Source organism: Bdellovibrionales bacterium (genome assembly GCA_019750295.1).
Lineage (GTDB): Bacteria > Bdellovibrionota > Bdellovibrionia > Bdellovibrionales > JAGQZY01 > JAIEOS01.
In genome coordinates, this window is sequence record JAIEOS010000002.1 from 64917 (window position 1) to 86016 (window position 21100).

The window sequence follows — 21100 nt, forward strand, 5'->3', positions numbered from 1 at the left end:
ATTTTTACGACTAAGTGCCGGAGAAAACTGGCCGAACAGCCAGTCCAAGTTGGTTTCTATTTTGATTCGCTAGAAGAAAGTCGAGGGATTTCCCTCAAGATGACAACTTATTTAATGTTCGCTCGTTCGATATATTCACCGGTGCGAGTATCGATCTTAAGGCGGTCACCTTCAGCCACATGAAGCGGCACTTGCACCACGTACCCTGTTTCGAGAGTGGCGGGCTTAAAGGTTCCCGTTACGGTGTTCCCTTTAAATCCAGGGTCTGTTTGAATCACATGAAGATAAACAGAGTTTGGCGCATCGACACCGATGGCGCGACCGTTGAAAAATAAAATCGTAACTTCTAAGTTTTCCGTCAGATAATTTTTAGTATCGCCAACAGCATCTTCATGCATCACGTGTTGCTCGAAATTTTCTTTTTCCATAAACACGTAGCCGGCCTCTTCTTTGTAAAGATATGTGCAATCTTTGGTCATCACATCAGGAACTTCAAATTTTTCGCCGGATTTATAAGTTTTTTCGAGGTTGGTTCCCGTAATCATGTTTTTTAATTTAGTACGCGTGAATTGATTCCCTTTTCCTGGCTTCACGTGCTGGAAATCAACGATGGAGTAAGGTTGCCCATCGAGTAAAATTTTAAGGCCTTTTTTAAAATCAGACGTACTGTACATGATACTTCCTTGAATATATTGAATTCTCTATTTGTCTTGAGAGAGGGGAGTTGGTCAACTCTGGCGTGCCAATTCAATGCGTCGTAATAGTCGCGAAAGCAGCCTTTTTTTGATCTGGAGCACGTCCATTTGGAGATTGAGGTTATCTTTGGCCTCATCGGATTGAAACTCGTTGATCACATTGAGTTGATGTTGGAGCACGTCGGAATCGGGCCATTTCTGTAGAGCCATCTTGGTGTATTTTTCGGCCTTCTCAATCTCATTACGCACGATTAAAGCTTCGATAAACGCGGCCACGCTTTCCGGCTGACTATGGGCGATCAACGATGAGTCTTCCGAGGGAGGGAAGGACTTTTCGCTGTAATTTTGAGCTTCGAGATACTCCCAGGTGCTGATAAATTTTTGAGCAGCTTCATCCTCAGGGCTTAAGAAAAGGACATATTTATAACTCTTGAGGGCCTCGGCGTATTGGTTCAGTTTGATCAGGCTGAGGGCGTTTAATTTGTGAGCGAGAATGTTATCCGGCTTGAGCGTAATGGCCTTTTTAAAGGTTTGCGAGGCCTCGTCATAGCGCTTCAATTCAAAAAGAATTTTACCGAGAGCCACCAAGCCTGAGGGGTATTCCGGGTTGTACTTCACCCCTTTTTCGCAAATCTCCAGCGCCTGCTGTAAAAGTCCCATTTTGCGATAGGATTCGGCCAGCGGCGCAAAAACTTTCGCTGCGGGCTCGCGCATTAAGATCAACTGGTATTCTTCGATGACTTTTTCGGAAAGCATTAGAGTCAGAATGACATGAGTTGCGCGATCCCTCAATCCCAAATCCTTGTTTTCCCCCGAAAAACACTGGTAAGGTAGACCCCTGGAGGCCTATGATAATTTTGGGAATTGACCCAGGCACGCAGGTTTTGGGTTACGGGGCGATCGAGAAAACGGGAAGTAAAATCTCCTACGTGGATCACGGCTTTCTTCGCATCAAGCAAAAAGCGGATTTCGTTCCGCGCTTATCGATCATGGCGCAAATGGTCTCGGACATGGTCGCCAAAATTAAGCCCGACATCCTTGTCATCGAAAAGATCTTTTTAGGACGCAATGTAGACAGTGCGTTTAAATTGGGTCATATAAGAGGGATCTGTATTTTCGAAGGGCAAAAGCTCGGGGCCGAGATTGTGGAGTACTCGCCACGCTCAGTGAAGCTGGGGATTACCGGCTCGGGGAGTGCATCGAAAGAGCAGGTGCAAATGTTGCTCTATTCACAGTTAAATATTCGCAACACCGCACGGGCCGAAATAACGAACACCGATGCCTCTGATGGGCTCGCTTTAGCGTTTCATCACGCCGGGCAAATGGATGTTCTCCGAAAACTCAGAGGGTCGGGAGTGGAATTATGATTGGATATGTCTCAGGAGCCGTTAAATTTATCGAAGCCAACAATGTCATTATCGATGTGAACGGCGTCGGCTACGAACTCACGTGTTCGGCGAACACTTTGATGGACACCAAAAAAGATGGCAGCATGGCGCTTTGGGTTTACACCCATGTGCGCGAAGATGCCTTACAGCTTTACGGTTTTTCTTCCAAGGTGGAGAAAAAACTTTTCGAAAGCCTGCTTAAAGTGAACGGCATCGGGCCTAAGATGGCGGTGACGATTCTCTCTGGGGCTTCGCTGGATAAAATCATCGATGCGATCGAATCCAAAGACATCAAAACCTTAACCGCTTTCCCGAAAGTGGGTAAAAAAATTGCCGAGCAAATGATTCTGACTCTGAAAGGCCAGCTTGTTCTCGATGAGTCCAAATCTCCGCAAGCGCAAGCTCACGAGGATGTTCATTCGGCATTGATCAATTTAGGTTTCCGCAGTGCCGACGTTCAAAATGTGCTCAAAGACTTAGGCGGCGATATGACGTTCGAAGATAAACTTCGCAAAGCTCTTTCGACGTTGGGAGGTCATCGATGATCGAAAACGAATTTCGCGACGAATTGACCGATCCGCATCGAGAAGATGGGGACCGCTATTGGGAAAACACCCTTCGTCCCCATCAGTTTGATGAATTTCCAGGTCAAAAGAACATCGTCGAAAAATTGCGAATTTATATTCAAGCGGCCAAAAAGCGCTCCGAGCCTTTAGATCACGTCCTTTTGAGTGGACCTCCCGGGTTGGGGAAAACAACTTTGGCGCATTTGATTGCGACGGAAATGGGCGTGGAATTAAAAACCACCAGCGGTCCGGCCCTTGATAAAAAAGGCGATCTTGCCGCCATCCTCACGAGCCTCCAGCCTTTCTCCATTTTGTTTATCGATGAAATTCATCGTTTGCATCGCACCGTTGAAGAATATCTCTACAGTGCCATGGAAGATTTTTATGTGGATATCATCACCGGCGAGGGCTTGGGAGCTCGTTCGATGAAGTTTAAACTGGCGCCGTTTACGCTGATCGGAGCCACCACGCGTTCGGGATTGCTAAACGCTCCGTTTCGCGATCGTTTTGGTATTGCCGAGCGTTTAAGTTTCTACGACAAATCTCAACTTCAATTGATTCTCGGTCGTTCGGCAAAATTGATTAATGTCGATTTGACAGAGGAGGGGAGTTACGAAATTGCCAGTCGCAGTCGCGGAACTCCTCGGATTGCCAATCGATTGCTTCGTCGAGTGCGAGATTTTGCCGAGGTGGAAAACTACGGAAAAATCACTCAGGAGTTGGCCCAAAAAGCTCTCAACCGCATGGAAGTGGACAGCATGGGTCTTGACGAAATGGATCGAAAAATTCTTTCCGTGATACTCTATAAATTTAACGGCGGCCCCGTGGGCTTAGAGACTTTGTCCGCCGCTTTGGCCGAAGACAAAGGCACTTTGGAAGAAGTGTACGAGCCGTTTTTAATTCAAGAAGGTTTATTGCAAAAAACTCCGCGCGGTCGCATGACGACGGATCTTGCAAAATCCCATTGCGCGCCGGAGATATAAATTGTTCTTACAGCAGACTTTAAGAAAAAAAGTAACCGTTAAAGGGATTGGCCTTCACACTGGAGCGCCCTCTGAAATTTCCTTTTGTCCCGCACCTCCCAACACGGGAATATTTTTTGTTCGTCGGGATTTACCCAATTGCCCCTCGGTGCCCGTACTGGCGAAGCACGTCAAAGCGACGGCCTACGCCACGACATTAGGAAATCAATTTTTCGCGGTGTCCACGGTGGAGCACTGTTTGTCCTCTCTTACAGCACTTCGAATCGACAATTTGTACATTGAACTGACGGGCCCCGAGATCCCTATTTGTGACGGAAGTGCTCATTACTTTTACGAGGAGCTCGAAAAAGTGGGAGTGGTGGAACAGGATGAGCCGCGCAAGTACATCTTTGTCCAAAAACCCATTTACGTCGGTAGCGAAGAGAAGCATGCTTACGTGCTCCCTTATAACGGACTCCGAGTGACGTGCACGATCGATTTTCCTCACCGGGCGATCGGCCTGCAGACCATGGACATCGACGTCAACCAGGCCACCTTTTCTAAAGATATTTCAAAAGCGCGGACGTTTGGGTTTTTAAAAGATGTAGAATCTTTACGCCAACGGGGATTAGCACTGGGGGGCAGTTTGGATAACGCCATAGTGCTCGATGATGAGGCGATCCTCAACACCGATGGTCTGCGCTTTGATAATGAATTCGTTCGCCATAAAATTCTCGACGCTTTAGGTGATTTGATGACCTTGGGGCGCCCACTAATGGGGCACTTGGTGCTTTATAAGGCCGGCCACGATCTCATGAACCAACTCGCCCTTAAAATTTTGGAATCCAAGGACTCTTACCGACTCATTGATCTCGGGCGGGAGACTCCACAAACGCTACCGTTTCAGATTCCTTTTCGGGGTTGACGGAGGGTCACTCCTCCTCTAATTTCTCTCCCGAAAGAGCCATCATAGTGTATTTTTACACCCGGGAGGGGTTATGATTATTGGAGTACCTAAGGAAATTAAAATCAGTGAAAACCGCGTGGGCTTAACCGAAGCCGGCGTTAAACAACTGGTGGCCGAAGGCCATCAACTGTTTGTTCAAAAAGACGCGGGTGTGGGATCGATGATCTCTAACGAAGATTACATTCGTGCCGGCGCAAAAATTCTCAACACGGCCGAAGAGATTTATCAAAAAGCAGAAATGATCATCAAAGTGAAGGAGCCCCTTCCTCCCGAATATAATTTGATGAAGGAAAACCAAATTCTTTACACCTATCTTCATCTCGCGGCCGAGCCCGAGCTGACAAAAGTTCTTTGTGAGCGCAAAGTGAAAGCGGTCGCCTACGAGACGATCGAAGACAACAACGGCACTCTTCCTTTGTTAACTCCGATGAGCGAAGTGGCAGGTCGCATGGCCACTCAAGTGGGCGCTTTTTATCTTCAAAAAGATAAAGGCGGAAAAGGAATCCTTCTCGGCGGAGTCACGGGCGTCAATCGCGGTAAAGTGACTGTGATCGGCGGTGGTGTTGTCGGTATCAACGCTGCAAAAATGGCGGTGGGTCTCGGCGCCGAGGTGACGATCCTCGATGTGAACCATGCTCGTTTAGCTTATTTGGATGATGTCTTCCAGGGCCGCATTACTACACTTTATTCGAATGTTAAGAATATCGAAGACTCTGTGATTGCATCCGATCTTGTGGTTGGAGCTGTTTTGATTCCAGGACGAAAAGCTCCGCATCTTGTGACTCGTCAGATGATCTCCAAAATGTCTCCGGGCAGCGTGGTGGTCGACGTTGCAGTTGATCAAGGGGGATGTATCGAAACGTGTAAGCCGACGAGCCACGTGAATCCTACATTCGAAGTGGATGGAGTGATCCACTACTGCGTACCGAATATGCCAGGTGTGGTCGCAAGAACTTCAACCTACGCATTGAACAACGCCACTTTTAAGTACGGGTCTATGATCGCGCAAATGGGTCTAGAAGACGCGCTTCAAAAGTCGCCGAACCTTGTTAAAGGCGTCAATTGCTACAAAGGACACGTGGTGTACGAACCCGTCGCTCGCGATTTGGGTATGAACTACAAATCTTTAACAAGCTTACTTTAATTCGAGAAGAGAGCTCACCAGTGATTCACTTAGAGGCCGGTATTTACGTCCGAGTACAAGAGTCAGAGGGAGCTCCTCGTCCTAAACCACTGGAGTCCGGTTTTTCATTAGACCGGGCTTACCGAGTCATGGGCATTTTTAATCCGTCCGAAACATCCGAAGCTTTTCTTATTTTGAGCAATGATCGCGATGAAATATGGTTTATCTCCAATCGCCACGTTCGGGTGGCCTTTATTAAAAAAGATTCCGAAGAGACCACGATCAAAATCTAATTTAACGAAGCATTAAATGAATGTTTCCGAACTCCTCTGTTGAGACGAGGGGAGTGCCATGCTTTCGCAACCGATCTTGAGTTTGTGAGTGCGGGTGCCCGTAGCGTTTTTTCCGGGCGCTGACAAAAGCCTGGGGAAGTTGAGGGAGCGCATGAAGAAGTTCGAAGCCACTACTGGTCCGGCTTCCGTGATGTCCCAGGATAAGATATTTCACTTTTGTTTTTGGGAGTCGAGCTGAGATTTTTTTCTCCAGCGCCTGGGGCGAGTCTCCAGTGGTCAGAAAAATTTCATCTAATACATAAGCGCGACTCTGATTCTCCTCAAATATCTCCGGTGTGAAGAGAGGTAACAGTTCCCTTTTCGTATCTCGTTGGTCTCCCAAAAGGGAACTGTTACCTTTTGGGCAAGGAGACAGTGTTTTAAGAAGCTTTGTTTTTTTGAGAGGTAGATTGGGAATATTTTCGGCGAGGCAGAGATGGTCGGTGGCGGTCTTTAGTTTTTTAGCGTAGCCCATATGATCCCAGTCGTAGTGGGTGAGGAACAATTCATTCCGTTTATTTTTGCAGAGTCTTTGCACTCCAGCGAACGGGAAGGCGCGGTCGCCTCCGGCATCAATATGCTGGCATGACTTACGGGAGACCCGCGTGATCATTTGTCCTTGGCCCACGTTCCAGATGACGATCCGTTCAAAAAAGTCAGGTGAAATCGAATGGGGAAGAAGAAGCGCCATCAGAAAAATTCTCATGGCAATTTCCCCAGCTCGTTCAGCCGCTTCTCAGGAGTTTCTTTCCAGAGCGGGAGTAGTTGTAATAGAATATGAAGTGCAGCGATGTAGGTCCACATCGCGGTGATCGTAGGAGGGGAGATGGAGGCCGAGTTCGACAGCCGGGGCCCCAGATCAAGTAAAAACAAGAAGCACTGCCACAGAGGCTCGGTGATACTGTTCAACCCCGGAATTAAAAACGTCAGCACCGATGCGGGGAAGAGACCGAGAGAGAAGAGAGGTGAGATCAAAAAATTGGAGAGGATCGACCATGGAGACGTATTTCTTAGAAGCGGCCACATAAAGCAAAAGATGAGACAATGCTGGACGAACAGTCGGCGCGTAAAACAAAGAGTGAGCGATGCTGTCCAACTCAGCACAAATGAAAATGAAAAGAACCAATCTGGAAACAACAACAAACAGGCGATTCCCGTATAAAACACCACTTGCTCCTGAGTCCAAAAAAGATTCCTTCGTGCGCTAAGTTCCGAGAGCGTGAGCTGCAGAAATGATCGCGATATGGGAGGGCTTAAAAGGCACATACAGGCGTAGGTGAGAAGCCCAATCCAATGCCACCTCCGAGACTTTAAATTCAACCTCGCAAGGATTCCTGCGATAAAGATTAAATGAGAGCCGGATACGATCAATAAATGGTAGAGGCCGGTATCGAGGAAGATTTGCACGGTCCTATCCGTGCGGGGAAGAGAATGCCCGCAAATCAAACCATTATAGAACGACGGTAACTGATTTTGCGTGATCCGATCTAAACAAAATTGGTGAAGTGGATGTAGGAATTTTAACAATTCTGTTAAAGAGAATTCTAAAGTCCAACAAATGCGTAAAGTGACGAGGGCAAAACAAACGAGGAACATGCCATCAATGCAATATAAATTTGCCGCTCAAATCCAAATTGAGCACAGCATTAATAGGCTTGTCCGAAGCTCGATTTAAGAACTTAAAAAAGCCACCCTACTTTGAGGGCTCAATTGAAAATATATTTGTAATTTCAATATTTTACATATGAATAAGAACTAGGCAAATCGCTTAAACACAGTTGTATCAAGGCTTTAATCTGATTCAAAAGCTGAAATTCCACATTAGATGTGGATAAGTCTAGTTCACGAAAAAAATTGAATGGTTTTAATGCAATAAGCTCGGTCTTGGTTGGGGTTTTTGCCATTTTTAATGGCATAGGACGCACTTTACCCTAGAATGGAATTTGCTCTTAATCAAAGCACGTGAAAAATGAAAACTATGAAACACATTTTCTATTGCAATCCCGTTTTTGAGATCCTATTGTTGATGTCTTTTTTCGGTTCTTTGGCAGTTCACGCTGAAGTGGATGAACAAAGAAACAAATCTTTAGAAGATCGTCTCCACAAAATTTATGAATCCAGTTATTCGCGACCGGTCGCCGATGGTGAGTGGTTTAAAATGATGGAGGGTGTGGAGCAGCAAACCCACATCGTAAAACCTAAAGATACTTTGTGGTCGATCAGTAAAATTTATTTTGGTGATGGATTTTTTTGGTCCAAGCTGTGGTCAGTGAATAGTCGCATCACCAATCCTCATCTTATTTTTGTTGGCGACCAAATTCATTTTACCGTTGGAGGACCCAGTCGTCCTCCCACGATCAACATAAAAAAAGGCGAAGGGCTCACCTCTGTTGAAGAAGATGGCGGCGAAGGTGAAGACGAGGACGGTCTCGAAGAAGTGGCCGAAGAGAGTTCCATCGAAGTCACTCCGGCCCAACGGAAAAGTCAGCCCATTCCTCAAATATTTGCCAATAGTGTCGACCTGCGCGAGGTCAAACCTCCTAAAAGAGAAGTGACAGTGGTTCCGCGCCCGGTGCGTGAAATCAATACGGTGATCACATTAACTTCCGATATTCTATCTGAACCGCCAAAAGTTTTCGGAACTATAGTTTCGGTGGGAGTGGCCCGAAAGATTTCGGGGCAGTATGGTAAAGTGATTATTAAAGCGACTGACTCAATGAGCGTCGGAGATTCTTTTTCTATCATAGCTCACCAAGACTCAAGGGTGGATCATGGGTACGAAGTGAAATTACTCGGAACCGCTCGGATCACCGGACAAACCGAGGATGGAAAGTATTACGAAGCTCTGGTGACGAGCCAATTTGGCGAAATTCAAAAAGCATCATTGATCTCAGGTTACCAGGTTCAAACCGTAAAGATTGATGGGGGCGGAAGTGTGGGTAACACCGCTTTCACTGTACTTTCCGCGAACGAAAGAATTCTGTGGGGCCGAGAAGATATCGTTCTTTTAAAGGCGACCAGTGGGAGCTTTAATGTGGGAGAGCTGTTAAGAGTTAAGAACTATTTAGATCCCGATTTTAAGGCTTTTCAATCTTCAGGTTTATTGAAAGTCGCAACGGTGTCCGGGTCCTATGCCGCCGCGGTTGTAGTTTATGCCTCCGCCGAAATCACATCCGAAGATACGATCTCCGGAATGTAAGCCCGTCAAATCTTTGTGGGGTGTCTCGTTTATACGTTTTGAGGGAATGAATCGCTTTGCAATACCCCTCGGGCATGACGCCCGAAAAACTCTCCTGTCTTTGTCAGTGGTTAAAACTCGATCACCAACGCTTTTTAGAACTCCTTGGTCACAGTGAGCCTGAGATTTGGCGCTCTTTGAGGGAGCACGGAGAACTTCTTGAGGACGTGGATCTCCGTGAACAACAAAAACAATTGTCTCTCATCTTCCAGGAGGCCAGCCAGTTTCAAATTCTTTATCCTGGCCATGGTGACTATCCCGAGGGCTTAATGCACATCGCAACTCCGCCGGTGTTCCTTAACGCCACAGGGAGTCTCGCGGGGTTAAAATATTCGAAAAAATTAGCCGTAGTCGGTGCGCGCGACGCTGAGTTTCGCCATTTAGAATGGATGGATGAGCACTTAGGTTTTTTCTGTGAAAAGGTCGAAGGATGTCTGATTTCCGGCGGAGCCCGCGGAGTCGATCAAAAATCCACCCATATCGCCGAAAAATACAATTATCCTCATATCATCTTTATGCCGTCAGGGTTGGGTGTTCCCTATCCTAAGGAAATGGCGAGCTATCGAAATCATAAGACAGTAGGAATGCTCAGTGAGTATTTCCCCTACCAAGATATGCATCGATCCCATTTTGTTCAAAGAAATCGACTCATCTCCGGAGTGAGTCGGGGAGTTTTGATTGTTCAGGCCTCTTTAAAAAGCGGAACAATGATCACAGCCCAGTACGCCATCGAGCAGAACAAAGAGGTGGCGACGATTCCTGATTTTCCGGGGAATATGCGTTCGTCGGGGAATCTCGCGCTCTTGCGCGAAGGAGCCCATTTAATTTTAAACGGCGAAGATCTGGTGCGTTTGATCCACTAGCGAATGTTTAGGCGGACTGGGGTCTATTCCAAAAATACACGGTAAATAGGGTGAAGACCAAATTGGGAATCCAAAGCGCGATGTAGGCCGGTGCGATTCCTTTCACCGAAAGATTAGTTCCGATAACGTACATCACCCAGTAGGCCACAATACAAATTACACTGACCACGAAGCCGCTGGAGGCGGCCGATCGGCGATTCGTTTGGGATCCTAAGCAGGCTCCAAGAACTCCAAAGATCAAGCAAGAGATGGCAATCGCCCAACGGCGGTGAAATTCTGAGCTCAGTTTGCGTTGGAATTCCTCATTGAGCCCCGGCTCGCGCAGCTTTCTTCGGACTTGTTGCATGGTGAAAGTGTCGGCGTCGGCGGAGTCATCGTTGCGATTCACAGGTGAGTTGATATTCAATGCGTAGGTACTAAAGTTCACCTTTGTACTGCCCTCTTTGCTCATCTGAAAGATATCGCCGCTTCTGAGTGTAAGGCTGGCGCTTTGGGTAAGAATATCATTATTGGCCGCCACGACTCCTTCTTTAGCGACAATGGCCACGGGAGCTTTTGGGTTGCGGCTGTCAAAAATAAACATATCTTTAAGCGTATTGGTTTTTTTATCGATTTCATTCGTGTAAACCACGAGATCAAAAAAGTTTTCGGAAAAAGTTCCCGGGCTGACCCCACTGATGATCTTCTGATTGCCGATGGCACTGAGTAAACTGTCAAAGTTCGATCGAGCAATAGGACCGAGATTAAATAGTGTTTGGCCCGAAACGATGCAGATGATGATCGAAAAAAACAAAGAGGGGAGAGTGAGGTAGCGAGGAGTATACCCTAAAGCCCGAAAAGCCACCATTTCCGAATCCGCGCTCAAGCGCGAGTAGGTGAGGAGAACTGCAAATAACAAACTCATAGGAAGAATGATCGGTAAAAAACTAAAGGAGAGGTTGATGATCAGTTGAGAGATATGTTTGAGGCTCACATCGTAAACCAGAATGAATTCGGTGAGCTTTAAGAATTGGAACATCAAAAGAATAAAAATAAAGATCATAATCCCGATCATAAAGGTCGGAAGGATCTGGCCTAAAATATAAAGAAAAACGGTGGGTTTACGCATCTTTGGTCCAAATTCAACCTAACATCGGAACTGTTCTGCGTCAAATTTGCCAAAGTCTTTTGCTTTCAAACCAGAACTTATCGAGAATAGGACTTGTGAAGACTATCTTACTCGTTCTCGACAATTCCATAGAGTTTGAGTTTGCTAAAACCATACTCACCAAGACGGGCTTTAATGTTCTGTCTCGCCAATACGGGGCCGACATTACAGCGAAGCTCCATAATAATTTTCCTGACGTCGTTGTTCTTTCCCACTTTGGTAACAATCAAAAGTTGGAGGATTTGGTGAAACTCAAAACGACCCGGGGGGTGCCGAAGTTTATGTGGGTGGGTGCGCCAGAGCGTTATAAAAAGCTCGAAGATGCCACCAAAACCATCATTGATCGGGTGATGGAGAGTCCTATTCAGCCCGAAAAAATGCTGGAGGGGATCTGCGAACTGACAGGATTGTCCTCAGAGGAAATCATAAAGAACTATCGCTCCCTGTACAAATCGTCGGAGGCCAAAGGCAAAGCGCCGATGGCAGCGACGAGTGATCGTGAAGCACGCTATAAATCCATTTTGGAAAACGTCGAGGCCAAAGATATGGTTTTTTCGTCCAAAGAGCTTAAAAAAAGAAGCGATCTCGATGCGGGCGATAAGAATACGACAAATTTGCTCGATCAAAAAAAAGAATTTCTACGAACGCTTTTTAAAAAATAATCCTACGACATCTTTAATATCGGCTTTGAGAAAGCTTTTCGAAGCCTTCTTGTCATCGATATTCAGTGCGCCGAGATCCCGTCGTGCCGGTAAAAAATTGTTGTCTTTGGTCAGACAGTTTTTAAAAGCGATGGCCGCCTTATCGGTTTCGAAATTGGCGGTATGGATCAGACCACGCACATAGTAATACAGGGCTGATTCTTTTTCATCGTTACTGATGGTTTGCAAAATTCGATTCAATGTCATGGTGGGTTGTTTACGATTCTTTGCAAGAAGCCAGATCTGGACCATTTTAAATTTGTTGGATTGCGAGTCGAGGCCTTCCACCTCGTTCAGTTGAGTTTCAGCTGTGATGTAGTCGCTCTTCATTAGGCTCACAATCACCTGATCGAGCAGAGAATCCGCTTTAGACACGTTGGCAAGTTTTTGTTGCGCAAGGACCACCGAGTAGGCCTCTCGGTCGTCGAGAGACTTTAGACCGCGGTAAGCTTCTTGAATCAATTCGTAGATCACTTGAGAGTTCTGTCGAATTTCGTCAGGCTCATTTTGCAATTTATCGGGGTGAAAGTTTTGAGACAAATTGAGGAAGGCTTTTTTCACGTCCGAATCATTGGCATTTTCTGGCAAACCGAGGCGTGCGAAATAGTTTTGGCGCGCCATTGAGGCTTGGAGAGATTTTAGTTTTTCGGTATGAGCTTTCGTATTCTGTTTGGTCTTAAGATTAATCGCAAATTCGCGATTGATAAACAAGATATGCATTATTCTTAAGAGCAGCTCCTCGGAGCACAGGTTGTTCATCAAGATTTCTTGGAAGGTCTTTCCCTCGAGAAAACAATTTATGACCGCCTTATGGGCGGCGATAATGGGCAGTTGAAACGTTTTGTTTTGCTGCGTATTTAATTTTCGAAAAGCGTAGAACATAAAATCTTTGTAGTACTCTTTAATGGGTCGGATGTCAGAAGTGGTCGACCATTTGTAGAGGAACTCATCAGTTTCGTGGGCAGATAGGGAAAAGTGACCTTCCATTGGACTGTTCGAAAGATCTAAAGTGACTTTGGCGGAATCCATGAGAGTGTTGAGTTTGCGAATCGCCACAGACTGCTTGACGTGTTTAAAAATATGAGGGCTTATGTAGTTATTCTTTATGAGGTAACTCTCGGTAAAATCCCTGTCAGGAATTTCGGAAAGATCTTCATCGGCAATAGCTTTCTCGTGGATCAAGTTGGCGCGCACTTGCGCGGGCGAAATTTCCGAATCTTGGAGACTCAATTGCCCCTCATTAAATCCTAAGTTAAATTCACCGTCGGTGGATTTAATATTGAGGACGCCTTTATATTTGTAAAAAATCAAAAGGTTCATCACCATACTGAGCTCGATGCCGGCGATGTCTTTTTGCTCCATGAGCGTTTTGATGATCGAGTTCTGAGTTAGATTCTCTAAGCTAATAAACGATTTGACGGTCGTTGCGGCCTCTTGTTGCGACTCGATTTTCTTGGATGCAAATTCCCCATTGATCTCTTGAATAAAAGTAGAGATTTCAAAAGGTTTAATAAAGAAGGATTTAGCCTGAGTTTTTTTAATCGCGTTGATCGAGAAATTGCGATCTTTGTAAACTCCACTCATTAGATAAATAGCGATGGGCATTGGGGTCGCATCTTTGATCTTAACGGCCAAATCCACCCCGTTCATTTGAGGCAAGAGACAATCTATAAGAGCAGCATCAAAATTGTGAAGTTTGATCAAAGAAAGTGCAGCTTGCGGCTTGTCCGCCCAGTGACACTCGTAGCCCTCTTGGGCAAATAATTTGACCAAAGACTCTGCAAATTTTTTGTCGTCCTCAACAAGGAGGATTTTAACTTTAGAAGCCATCGACTCTATATCGGCGAAAGGACAAAACAATTTGAGATGATTCGATGGGATTTAGAGGCCAGTTTCCTCAATTTGGCCGAAATGATGAACGACTTAGGTCTGGGACATTGACAAGAGCGTTTATAGCATCAAATTTATTGTCAACCCGCCCTGACTTGGCTTAAATAGGGTCTTAATTTTTGAGGAGGATTCCATGGCTAATATTTCCAGTTCAACAGATACCAACTTTAAAACAGATGTTTTAGGGTCTAGCGTCCCGGTCCTCGTCGACTTTTGGGCAGAATGGTGTGCTCCTTGCCGTGCATTAGCTCCTAAACTCGAAGAAGTTGCTAAAGAGTACGAAGGCAAAATCAAGATCATGAAGGTCGATATCGACGCCAACCAGGAAACTCCTGCGCAATTCGGCGTCCGCGGCGTCCCCACCTTGATCCTCTTCAAAGACGGTCAAGCTGTAGACCAAATCGTCGGCAACCATCCTAAAGAAAACATCACGGGAATGATCAACAAGCACGTGTAGTGTTTCTGTGGCTTCTGCTGATGAGATTTTTTTGAGTTTGATTCGGAAAACTCATTCTCACGGCGGAAGTCTCCATCCTTGGATCGTTTCGCGCCCCTCCATGGGCGCGACCGCCTAAAGAATGAGTTTTCCGAATCAAACTCAAAAAAATCTCATCAGCAGAAGATCATAGCCCTCCAGCCTTAATGACCCAAAGCTCCAGAGAAAATTTCGTTAAGAAGCCCCGCGCCTCATGGTCAGTCTCTCGATCACGATTTTCAGAGATCGCGGAATAATAAAAAAAGAAAAAAGTGAGTTTAGCTAAGTGCGAATCTCATCTAGAAAAGCTGACTCAGTTCAAAGTGTGATTAGAAATCAAAACAAAAAAGTGTCAGATAACTCTAGAAGTTGAGCGGCGAATTAAAATCTCAACTACCGAGAGATCACCGAATTTAAACCGAATGGATCCGTAGATAGTTCGATGCTTTGGTTTTTGGATTTGGGATTTTGATTTTTGCAAAAGTCTTCGTTGGCGATCGCGCCCATGGAGGGGCGCGAAAAGATCCACGGACGGAGACTTTCGCCAAAAGAAGACTTTTGCAAAAATCAAAATCCCAAATCCAAAAACCAAACCCAGCAGAAAAGTCGGTCAAAACATGTCTTTCCGGAAATACACACTCGACGCCCATCCCATTCCCACCATGAGCGACAGATTGCTCGATCCCCCATACGAGATCAGTGGCAGAGGCACTCCCACAATGGGCAGGAGTCCCGTGACCATGCCGACATTCACGAAGACGTGCCAAAGGATATAGGCAAAGACGCCGATGCAAACAAAAGATCCTTGCATGTCTTTGGCTAGGAACGACGACTGTAGAATAGAAATGAGCAAGATGGAATAAAAGCCCAGTGTGGCGAGGCTCCCTAAAAATCCATGCTCTTCGCTCAGTACGCAAAAAATAAAATCGGTGTGCTTTTCCGGCAAGAATTCGAGTTGGCTCTGAGAGCCGTTTCGAAATCCTTTGCCGAAGACTTGGCCGCTTCCGACGGCAATCTTCGCCTGAATGCTATTGTAACCGGTACCGCGAGGATCTTTGGTGGGATTTAGAAACGTAAGGACGCGATTTTTCTGGTACTGCTTTAATCCAAAATTCCAAGCCACCGGGACGGCGATCATCGCGAAAACAATGGCGGAAATAATAACAGTGGCCCGGATACGCATGGCGAGAAGCATGGATCCACCGATCATCAAGAGCATCAGTGCTGTTCCGAGATCGGGTTGCTCTGCGGTGATGAGAAACGGGATAAGAATGATGGTTAAAGGTTTAATGAGATCGATAAAGCCAAAACGTTTTTGCGCGGGATAATTCGATAAGACGGCCGCCATCATTAATATAATTGCAAGCTTCATCGTCTCCGACGGCTGATAGTGGATCGGACCCAGATCAATCCAGCGTTGAGCTCCGAGGGAGACTTTCCCAAAGAACATCACATAGAGGAGAGCTAATAGATTGAGTCCGTAAAACAAATACGACAGCTTCACGAAGAAACGATAATCGAAAAGGGTTATAACAATAAATACAACCCAGCCGATACAGAGCCACATGATTTGCGAGCTAAAAACGTCCTGCAGGTGACGAGAAATGTTCGAACTTGCGCTATAGAGATTCAATAATCCGATGGCGTTTAAGCACAACAGAGAAAAAATTAGGTAAAGATTTAACTTTTGGAAAAAGTTTTTATTGCTCATTGAAACTGCAAAACTACGTGACATTTTAAACTTCCGTTTCCGTTACTTCTTAACGTTCTTCTTCTCTTCGGCGGCGGCGACCGCACTGGGATGATACTTCAGGGCGTAAGCATTGTAAAAATCTCTGACGATGGGAACTGCGGCTTTAGAGGAGCAAGAATGCTCCGTCAACACCGCCACGGTGATCTCCGGATCCTCGTAAGGGCCGAAGGCGACATACCAGCCGTGGTGACGTTGCTTGCGCGGGCGTGCCAAGCAATTCCCGTAAACTTGATCCGATGTATATCCTCGAACTTGAACGGTTCCTGTTTTTCCCGCCAAGGTAAATCCCGGAACTTTGGCCCAAGCGGCGGTTCCGCGTTTTCCGTTGGCCACGGCGTGAAGACCTTTTTTCACCGTCGTAAACGCGGCTTCAGAAATATAAAACGGTTCTTTGGGATCATTGACATTTCTCACCAACGTGGGCTCAAATGTCTGCGATGTTTTTTTGATCGGATCAAAAATTTCCTTCACCAAATAGGGTTTATAAACCATTCCGTTATTGGCGATACTCATATATCCCGATGCCAATTGCAGGGGAGTGAGGAGGACATAACCTTGGCCGACGGCGATACTTAAGTTTTCTCCCTCTTGCCACGGTTCACCGTACTTTTCTTTTTTCCACTGGGATGTGGGGATAAGACCCGTGGCTTCGCGATTCAAATCGATATTGGTTTTAGCTCCGAGCCCCAAGGCCTTCGTGTACAGAGCGACCTTATCCACTCCCAGTTTTAATCCTTGTTTGTAAAAGAAAACGTTACTCGACATTTCAATGGCTTGAATGACGTTAATATTTCCTTGACCGGTTTTTGTATGATCGTGATAGGCGCGACCACCAAACATGATAAATGGGGGAGCATTTACAAGGGTGTTTTCCGTCAGGGCTTTGGTTTGCAAAGCAGCGAGGGCCACAAAAGGTTTAAATGTAGATCCTGGTGAGTAGTGATCTTGTATGGCCCGATTGCGAAGGGGTTTTGTGGGATTATTGACCAAGCTCGACCACTCTTCCATGGATAAGCCTTTGGAAAAATTGTTGGGGTTAAATCCCGGATTATTGACGAGAGCCAGAACCTCACCGGTCTTACTAATGGCCACTAAGGCTCCGGTCTGTTCGTGCTTCTGGAAGGCCTCGTAAGCGGCTTTCTGAAGATCAAAATCAAGTGTTGTCACCATATTGACCCCGGACACCGGGTTTAAATCTTCAATATGACCTAAAAATTTTAAGCTCTCATCGATGGCTTCGCGTCCACGAGCATCAACTTTAACAAAAGAGGTTCCGGGTTGCCCACGCAAAGTGCTGTCGTATTTTTCTTCGAGGCCGCTCTTTCCGATAATATCGCCTTTTTTAAGATTCCGTTCGATGGCCTGAGACATCTTTTGATATTCTGTTTCCGAAATCTCACCCACGTTTCCTAGGGCGTGGGCCAACATGTCGTTGTGAGGATAGGAGCGAAAGATCAATTCTTCGATATCAAGACCTTGGTATTCAATCTTGAGCAATTCAATTTTTTGAATTTCATCACGAGATAAAAAGTTTTTGACGATCACTGGATTGTAGGGACCGTTGGCGCGAATCCCTTTTTTAATAGTTGCCAGAATATTTTCTTTTTTCTCTTTGAGCACTGGTGCTAAGGCCTCAGCGATGAAGTCGAGCTTCTTGATGTATTGGGGAGACACGGTGAGGGCAAAGTTCGGAAGGTTTTCCGCAAGGATTTGATTGTTGCGGTCGTAGACAATGCCCCGTGGAGCCTGAACACGAATTTCTTTGAGCAAGTTTTTCTCTGAAAACGTATACAGCGCTGACCCTTGAATAATTTGCAGATAAAACAGCCGCAACATGAGTAGCAGAAATAAAAAACCCAAAATAAAATAGAAGATTTTAGCTCTCTTCTGAAGGGATTTTAATGCGGCATCTTCGTAGTGGATGTTTAACTTCATAATTCGGTACTAAATCTCTCGTAATGAGGTTCTGTCGTTTTTAAGCAGCTATCAATCTTTTGCAAAACTAACAGGAAGGGCGGAATCAACGGCAAAGTGATAAAAAAAGTCGAAAGGTGATCAAAAATATTGAGCGGCGTCGCTGATCGGTGAAGCAAGGAAAAGAAGTAATAGATCAACGGGAAGCAAATCAGGCTCGATGTGGTCAGTAGAATAAAGTCGGACATCGTCAAAAGAGAAAAGCGCTTTTGAGTGAACAGCACTAAGCTCGAAAGGCTGCTCAAACTTAAAAGGAGATAGAAAGGCATCGCCGTCGTTTCCGTGCACAAGATAAAGAAAAAGAAAAGGACCCACATGAGATTTAAAGGAAAAGGGCGATACATCAGTAAATAGATCATCAGGGGGAGCCATAAATTCGGTGTGGGGAAATATCCAAACAATTCGAACCAAACCGTCGTCTGCAGATTGATCGTCAGGAATGTGAGGAAAACAAAGATCACACCGCTGAGAACGTTTTTAAAAAGAATCTTGTTTACGGGCATTATTTTTTTACCGGCTTGATGATCATCACTTCTTCAAGCTTTTTGAAGTCGACGATGGGTTTAAGGAGCGCCAAGTGGCCCACACCTGTTGGGTTGATTTTGATGTGATGAATTATGCCCACCGGGAAACCAGCTGGGAATATGGTCTGGTCACTAGCGGTGACCACTTGATCCCCTTCGGCAATCTCTTGAGGGCGATCGATATACTTGAGTTGGCATTCCTTGTTGGAGTACCCGGTCACGATGCCCCGGGCTCGAGTGCGCTGAATAATTGCATCTACACTCGAAAGTCGATCGTTCACCAAAAGGAGTCGGGCGGAGTTTTCTTGAACATCGATGATATATCCCACAACGCCCTCTGGAGAAACCACGCCGGAGAGTTTTTCGACGCCATCTTTCGCCCCTTTATTGACGAAAAGAGAGTAGTGATCCGTAAATAAATCTTTAGCGGTGATTTTAGCGACGATAAACTGGTAGTTTGGAGTTTGCTCCTTGTAGTTGAGCAATTTCTTAAGGCGCAGATTTTCGTCCTCAATTTGTTTTTGAATCTGCAAACTTGTCATGAGTTGTTTGTTCTCTTGCTCCAGCTTCTCGTAGCTTTTTTTAAGTTCGAGAAGGGAGAGGAACTGACTGGTCGTTTGAGCCACTGAATGGGTAAATCGAGAGTAGTAGGTTTGAATGTGTTGCGACAGGCCGTTGGGGGCGATGGGTAGCGACGAGTTGCGAGAAGCTTGCTGCAATGTATAAATTGCTCCAGCAAAAATAAGGAAGACCGCAGTGAAGAACACATTCTTAAAACCGAGTTTGAAAAACATCATCTCAAAAGCCTAGGCCATATTTCGCTTGTTCTCAAGGAACTTTCTACTTGAAAAAAACAGGTGCATCTAAGACTCTATGACCTGTTCGGATGAGGAGGGTTTGTGTTCGAATCCATGTATAAGACGAGAAAAAAACGCTGGATCAACTATTTTGGTTTCGCGCTGTTTGCATTCATTTGTTTGATGTTTGTCTTCACCGGGTATTCCCCCGATGTAAGCTTTTTGGGCAACCCTAGCGTGGTGGCGCAGGTGGATGGAGAATCAATTGGTCTCAACGACTTCAATCGTGTTTTTGAAAGACAGCAAGAGCAGCAAAAAAATAAAAAGCTCACTTCCGAGGAGCGTGCGCGGTTACAAAAAGAGACCATCGATCTCTTAGTTCAGCGGGCCATGGTCCTCAACTTAGCAAAACGTCAGTCGATCACGGTGGCTCCCGCAGAAATTGCTGACTTCCTCATGCAAGTGCCTCAGTTTCAGGAAGACGGTAAGTTTTCACTGATCCGATACAAAGAGCTTCTTCGTGGACAAGGAATGGCTGAGTCTTTCTTTGAGCAGAATATCGCGGATGATTTAATTGTTCAAAAAATGAACACGTTCTATCAACAAGCCACTCACGAAGACGATTGGTTAGAGGCCCATGATGAGGCCATTGGAAAAACGACATTGAATTTGAGTTATGCTCGTTGGCCTTCGGCGAAGTTTGTGCAGAATGCGGAAGTCAGCGACGCCGAAGTGGCCGAATACGCCAAAAAACATGAAGCTGAACTTAAAAAAGAGTACGAAAAACTGAAAGCCACGGTTTACAACGAGGCCGAGCAAGTGAAGGCTCAACATATTTTGATTAAAACCTCACCGCAAATGCCAGAAGATAAGGCATTAGCTAAAATTAAGCAGGTCGCCGCAGAAATCCAAGGTGAAAACTTTGGAGATTTGGCCAAGAAATATAGCGATGACCCTGGTTCTAAAGCCAATGGGGGAGATCTCGGATTTTTCACTCGGGGCCGCATGGTGAAAGAGTTCGAAGAAACGGCATTCACATTAGCTCCCGGAAAAGTTTCAGAACCCGTAAAGACATCTTACGGCTACCACATCATCAAAGTGAACGATAAAAAGCCAGCGCGTCAGGTGCCATTTGACGAAGCGAAGATTAAAATGGCGATGCAAAAAGCCAAAGACGAAAAGCTGGCCAATGGCGTAAATACCTTCCGCGACGAAGTGGCCAAGGCGTCGGACGCCGAAGTTATGGAACTGGTCACGAAGCGGGGCGGAACTTGGGAAGACACAGGGGCGTTTACGTTAAATGATATGGCGATCCCTAAGATCGGTGGCTCTTTGTTGGAAAGCGATAGTCTGTTAGCGGCAGCTTCCAAACTTTCAGAAAAACACCCGGTGTCTAAGGACGTGGTTGAAAAAGATGGCTTCGTTTACGTTTTTAGATACAAGCCCGTGGATGGATCAAAATCAAACAGCGCAGCTCCACAAATGGCGGGAGCCGATTTCTTTAAAAAATTAATGGCACGTCAAGAGGCCATGGAAATGTATAATTCTTGGATGGCTCAACTCCGCGAAGAGTCTTCAGTTCAAATCAACGACAAGCTATTAGGTTTAAACTAAAACTTGTTTCAATGTGAGACGGTCGATCGACCGTTCTCACCGTGAGAATCGTCACAAAAGTCTGTAAAACCCTTAATTTTTTCCTACTTAG

General features: G+C 45.7%; 21 protein-coding genes. 11 read left to right on the forward strand and 10 right to left on the reverse strand.

Annotation, left to right across the window (positions count from 1 at the left end; all coding sequences use genetic code 11):
* Positions 1-107: 107 nt before the first annotated feature.
* Both efp and K2Q26_00345 read right to left on the reverse strand, forming a co-directional pair.
* Positions 108-674, reverse strand: a complete 567-nt coding sequence (gene efp / locus K2Q26_00340; protein MBY0313940.1) for an elongation factor P — start codon at positions 672-674, stop codon at positions 108-110.
* Positions 675-728: 54 nt separating this feature from the next.
* Positions 729-1487 (reverse strand): tetratricopeptide repeat protein, encoded by a 759-nt coding sequence (locus K2Q26_00345; protein MBY0313941.1) that lies wholly within the window; start codon positions 1485-1487, stop codon positions 729-731.
* Between the two features lie 56 nt (positions 1488-1543).
* On the opposite strand from K2Q26_00345, the gene ruvC reads away from it, so the two are divergent.
* The 6 genes from ruvC (at position 1544) to K2Q26_00375 (ending at position 5994) form a co-directional block, all read left to right on the forward strand.
* The gene (gene ruvC, locus K2Q26_00350) at positions 1544-2062 is read left to right on the forward strand and encodes a crossover junction endodeoxyribonuclease RuvC (GenBank protein ID MBY0313942.1); all 519 of its coding nucleotides are present in this window, start codon (positions 1544-1546) and stop codon (positions 2060-2062) included.
* Positions 2059-2628 (forward strand): Holliday junction branch migration protein RuvA, encoded by a 570-nt coding sequence (gene ruvA, locus K2Q26_00355; protein ID MBY0313943.1) that lies wholly within the window; start codon positions 2059-2061, stop codon positions 2626-2628. The genes ruvC and ruvA overlap by 4 nt, the downstream gene beginning before the upstream one ends.
* Positions 2625-3632, forward strand: coding sequence for a Holliday junction branch migration DNA helicase RuvB (gene ruvB, locus K2Q26_00360; GenBank protein ID MBY0313944.1), 1008 nt, complete (start codon positions 2625-2627; stop codon positions 3630-3632). The genes ruvA and ruvB overlap by 4 nt, the downstream gene beginning before the upstream one ends.
* Position 3633: 1 nt before the next feature.
* On the forward strand, positions 3634-4536 hold the full coding sequence (lpxC, locus tag K2Q26_00365; GenBank protein MBY0313945.1) for a UDP-3-O-acyl-N-acetylglucosamine deacetylase: 903 nt from the start codon (positions 3634-3636) through the stop codon (positions 4534-4536).
* A 73-nt stretch (positions 4537-4609) separates the two neighbouring features.
* Positions 4610-5722, forward strand: a complete 1113-nt coding sequence (gene ald, locus K2Q26_00370) for an alanine dehydrogenase (protein ID MBY0313946.1) — start codon at positions 4610-4612, stop codon at positions 5720-5722.
* A 20-nt stretch (positions 5723-5742) separates the two neighbouring features.
* Positions 5743-5994: a hypothetical protein gene (locus tag K2Q26_00375; GenBank protein MBY0313947.1), complete on the forward strand. Its 252-nt coding sequence runs from the start codon at positions 5743-5745 to the stop codon at positions 5992-5994.
* Between the two features lies 1 nt (position 5995).
* On the opposite strand, the gene K2Q26_00380 is transcribed toward K2Q26_00375, so the two are convergent.
* Together K2Q26_00380 and K2Q26_00385 are read right to left on the reverse strand one after the other, a co-directional pair.
* Positions 5996-6739, reverse strand: a complete 744-nt coding sequence (locus K2Q26_00380) for a hypothetical protein (protein MBY0313948.1) — start codon at positions 6737-6739, stop codon at positions 5996-5998.
* Entirely contained in the window at positions 6736-7440 is a 705-nt protein-coding gene (locus K2Q26_00385) for a ComEC/Rec2 family competence protein (GenBank protein MBY0313949.1), read from the reverse strand. The genes K2Q26_00380 and K2Q26_00385 overlap by 4 nt, the downstream gene beginning before the upstream one ends.
* Positions 7441-8011: 571 nt before the next feature.
* Between K2Q26_00385 and K2Q26_00390 the strand changes: the two genes are divergently transcribed.
* Positions 8012-9232: a LysM peptidoglycan-binding domain-containing protein gene (locus tag K2Q26_00390; protein ID MBY0313950.1), complete on the forward strand. Its 1221-nt coding sequence runs from the start codon at positions 8012-8014 to the stop codon at positions 9230-9232.
* Between the two features lie 74 nt (positions 9233-9306).
* Positions 9307-10134: a DNA-protecting protein DprA gene (locus tag K2Q26_00395; protein ID MBY0313951.1), complete on the forward strand. Its 828-nt coding sequence runs from the start codon at positions 9307-9309 to the stop codon at positions 10132-10134.
* Positions 10135-10141: 7 nt separating this feature from the next.
* Here K2Q26_00395 and K2Q26_00400 read toward each other — a convergent pair whose 3' ends face one another.
* Positions 10142-11242: an LptF/LptG family permease gene (locus K2Q26_00400; protein ID MBY0313952.1), complete on the reverse strand. Its 1101-nt coding sequence runs from the start codon at positions 11240-11242 to the stop codon at positions 10142-10144.
* Positions 11243-11337: 95 nt separating this feature from the next.
* Between K2Q26_00400 and K2Q26_00405 the strand changes: the two genes are divergently transcribed.
* Positions 11338-11943, forward strand: coding sequence for a hypothetical protein (locus K2Q26_00405; protein ID MBY0313953.1), 606 nt, complete (start codon positions 11338-11340; stop codon positions 11941-11943).
* Here the strand turns inward: K2Q26_00405 and K2Q26_00410 are convergent.
* Positions 11920-13812 (reverse strand): response regulator, encoded by a 1893-nt coding sequence (locus tag K2Q26_00410; protein MBY0313954.1) that lies wholly within the window; start codon positions 13810-13812, stop codon positions 11920-11922. The genes K2Q26_00405 and K2Q26_00410 overlap by 24 nt on opposite strands.
* 193 nt (positions 13813-14005) lie before the next feature.
* Between K2Q26_00410 and trxA the strand changes: the two genes are divergently transcribed.
* The gene (gene trxA, locus K2Q26_00415) at positions 14006-14329 is read left to right on the forward strand and encodes a thioredoxin (GenBank protein MBY0313955.1); all 324 of its coding nucleotides are present in this window, start codon (positions 14006-14008) and stop codon (positions 14327-14329) included.
* A gap of 628 nt (positions 14330-14957) precedes the next feature.
* Here the strand turns inward: trxA and rodA are convergent.
* From rodA to mreC, 4 genes are read right to left on the reverse strand one after another with little or no spacing between them, the layout of a single operon-like run.
* Positions 14958-16058, reverse strand: coding sequence for a rod shape-determining protein RodA (gene rodA, locus K2Q26_00420; GenBank protein MBY0313956.1), 1101 nt, complete (start codon positions 16056-16058; stop codon positions 14958-14960).
* A gap of 42 nt (positions 16059-16100) precedes the next feature.
* Positions 16101-18035 (reverse strand): penicillin-binding protein 2, encoded by a 1935-nt coding sequence (mrdA, locus tag K2Q26_00425; protein ID MBY0313957.1) that lies wholly within the window; start codon positions 18033-18035, stop codon positions 16101-16103.
* Positions 18032-18577: a hypothetical protein gene (locus tag K2Q26_00430; protein ID MBY0313958.1), complete on the reverse strand. Its 546-nt coding sequence runs from the start codon at positions 18575-18577 to the stop codon at positions 18032-18034. Before K2Q26_00430 ends, mrdA begins: the two co-directional genes overlap by 4 nt.
* On the reverse strand, positions 18577-19395 hold the full coding sequence (gene mreC / locus K2Q26_00435; protein ID MBY0313959.1) for a rod shape-determining protein MreC: 819 nt from the start codon (positions 19393-19395) through the stop codon (positions 18577-18579). Before mreC ends, K2Q26_00430 begins: the two co-directional genes overlap by 1 nt.
* A gap of 102 nt (positions 19396-19497) precedes the next feature.
* Between mreC and K2Q26_00440 the strand changes: the two genes are divergently transcribed.
* A complete protein-coding gene (locus K2Q26_00440; protein MBY0313960.1) occupies positions 19498-21009 on the forward strand; it encodes a peptidylprolyl isomerase in 1512 nt (503 codons plus the stop codon).
* Positions 21010-21100 lie beyond the last annotated feature (91 nt).

Bases quoted from the DNA above. Each gene is read 5' to 3' on its own strand.
- efp (MBY0313940.1), bottom strand. From the start codon at position 674: ATGTACAGTACGTCTGATTTTAAAAAAGGCCTTAAAATTTTACTCGAT.
- ruvC (MBY0313942.1), top strand. From the start codon at position 1,544: ATGATAATTTTGGGAATTGACCCAGGCACGCAGGTTTTGGGTTACGGG.
- ruvA (MBY0313943.1), top strand. From the start codon at position 2,059: ATGATTGGATATGTCTCAGGAGCCGTTAAATTTATCGAAGCCAACAAT.
- ruvB (MBY0313944.1), top strand. From the start codon at position 2,625: ATGATCGAAAACGAATTTCGCGACGAATTGACCGATCCGCATCGAGAA.
- ald (MBY0313946.1), top strand. From the start codon at position 4,610: ATGATTATTGGAGTACCTAAGGAAATTAAAATCAGTGAAAACCGCGTG.
- K2Q26_00380 (MBY0313948.1), bottom strand. From the start codon at position 6,739: ATGAGAATTTTTCTGATGGCGCTTCTTCTTCCCCATTCGATTTCACCT.
- K2Q26_00390 (MBY0313950.1), top strand. From the start codon at position 8,012: ATGAAACACATTTTCTATTGCAATCCCGTTTTTGAGATCCTATTGTTG.
- K2Q26_00395 (MBY0313951.1), top strand. From the start codon at position 9,307: ATGACGCCCGAAAAACTCTCCTGTCTTTGTCAGTGGTTAAAACTCGAT.
- K2Q26_00400 (MBY0313952.1), bottom strand. From the start codon at position 11,242: ATGCGTAAACCCACCGTTTTTCTTTATATTTTAGGCCAGATCCTTCCG.
- K2Q26_00410 (MBY0313954.1), bottom strand. From the start codon at position 13,812: ATGGCTTCTAAAGTTAAAATCCTCCTTGTTGAGGACGACAAAAAATTT.
- trxA (MBY0313955.1), top strand. From the start codon at position 14,006: ATGGCTAATATTTCCAGTTCAACAGATACCAACTTTAAAACAGATGTT.
- rodA (MBY0313956.1), bottom strand. From the start codon at position 16,058: ATGAGCAATAAAAACTTTTTCCAAAAGTTAAATCTTTACCTAATTTTT.
- mrdA (MBY0313957.1), bottom strand. From the start codon at position 18,035: ATGAAGTTAAACATCCACTACGAAGATGCCGCATTAAAATCCCTTCAG.
- K2Q26_00430 (MBY0313958.1), bottom strand. From the start codon at position 18,577: ATGCCCGTAAACAAGATTCTTTTTAAAAACGTTCTCAGCGGTGTGATC.
- mreC (MBY0313959.1), bottom strand. From the start codon at position 19,395: ATGATGTTTTTCAAACTCGGTTTTAAGAATGTGTTCTTCACTGCGGTC.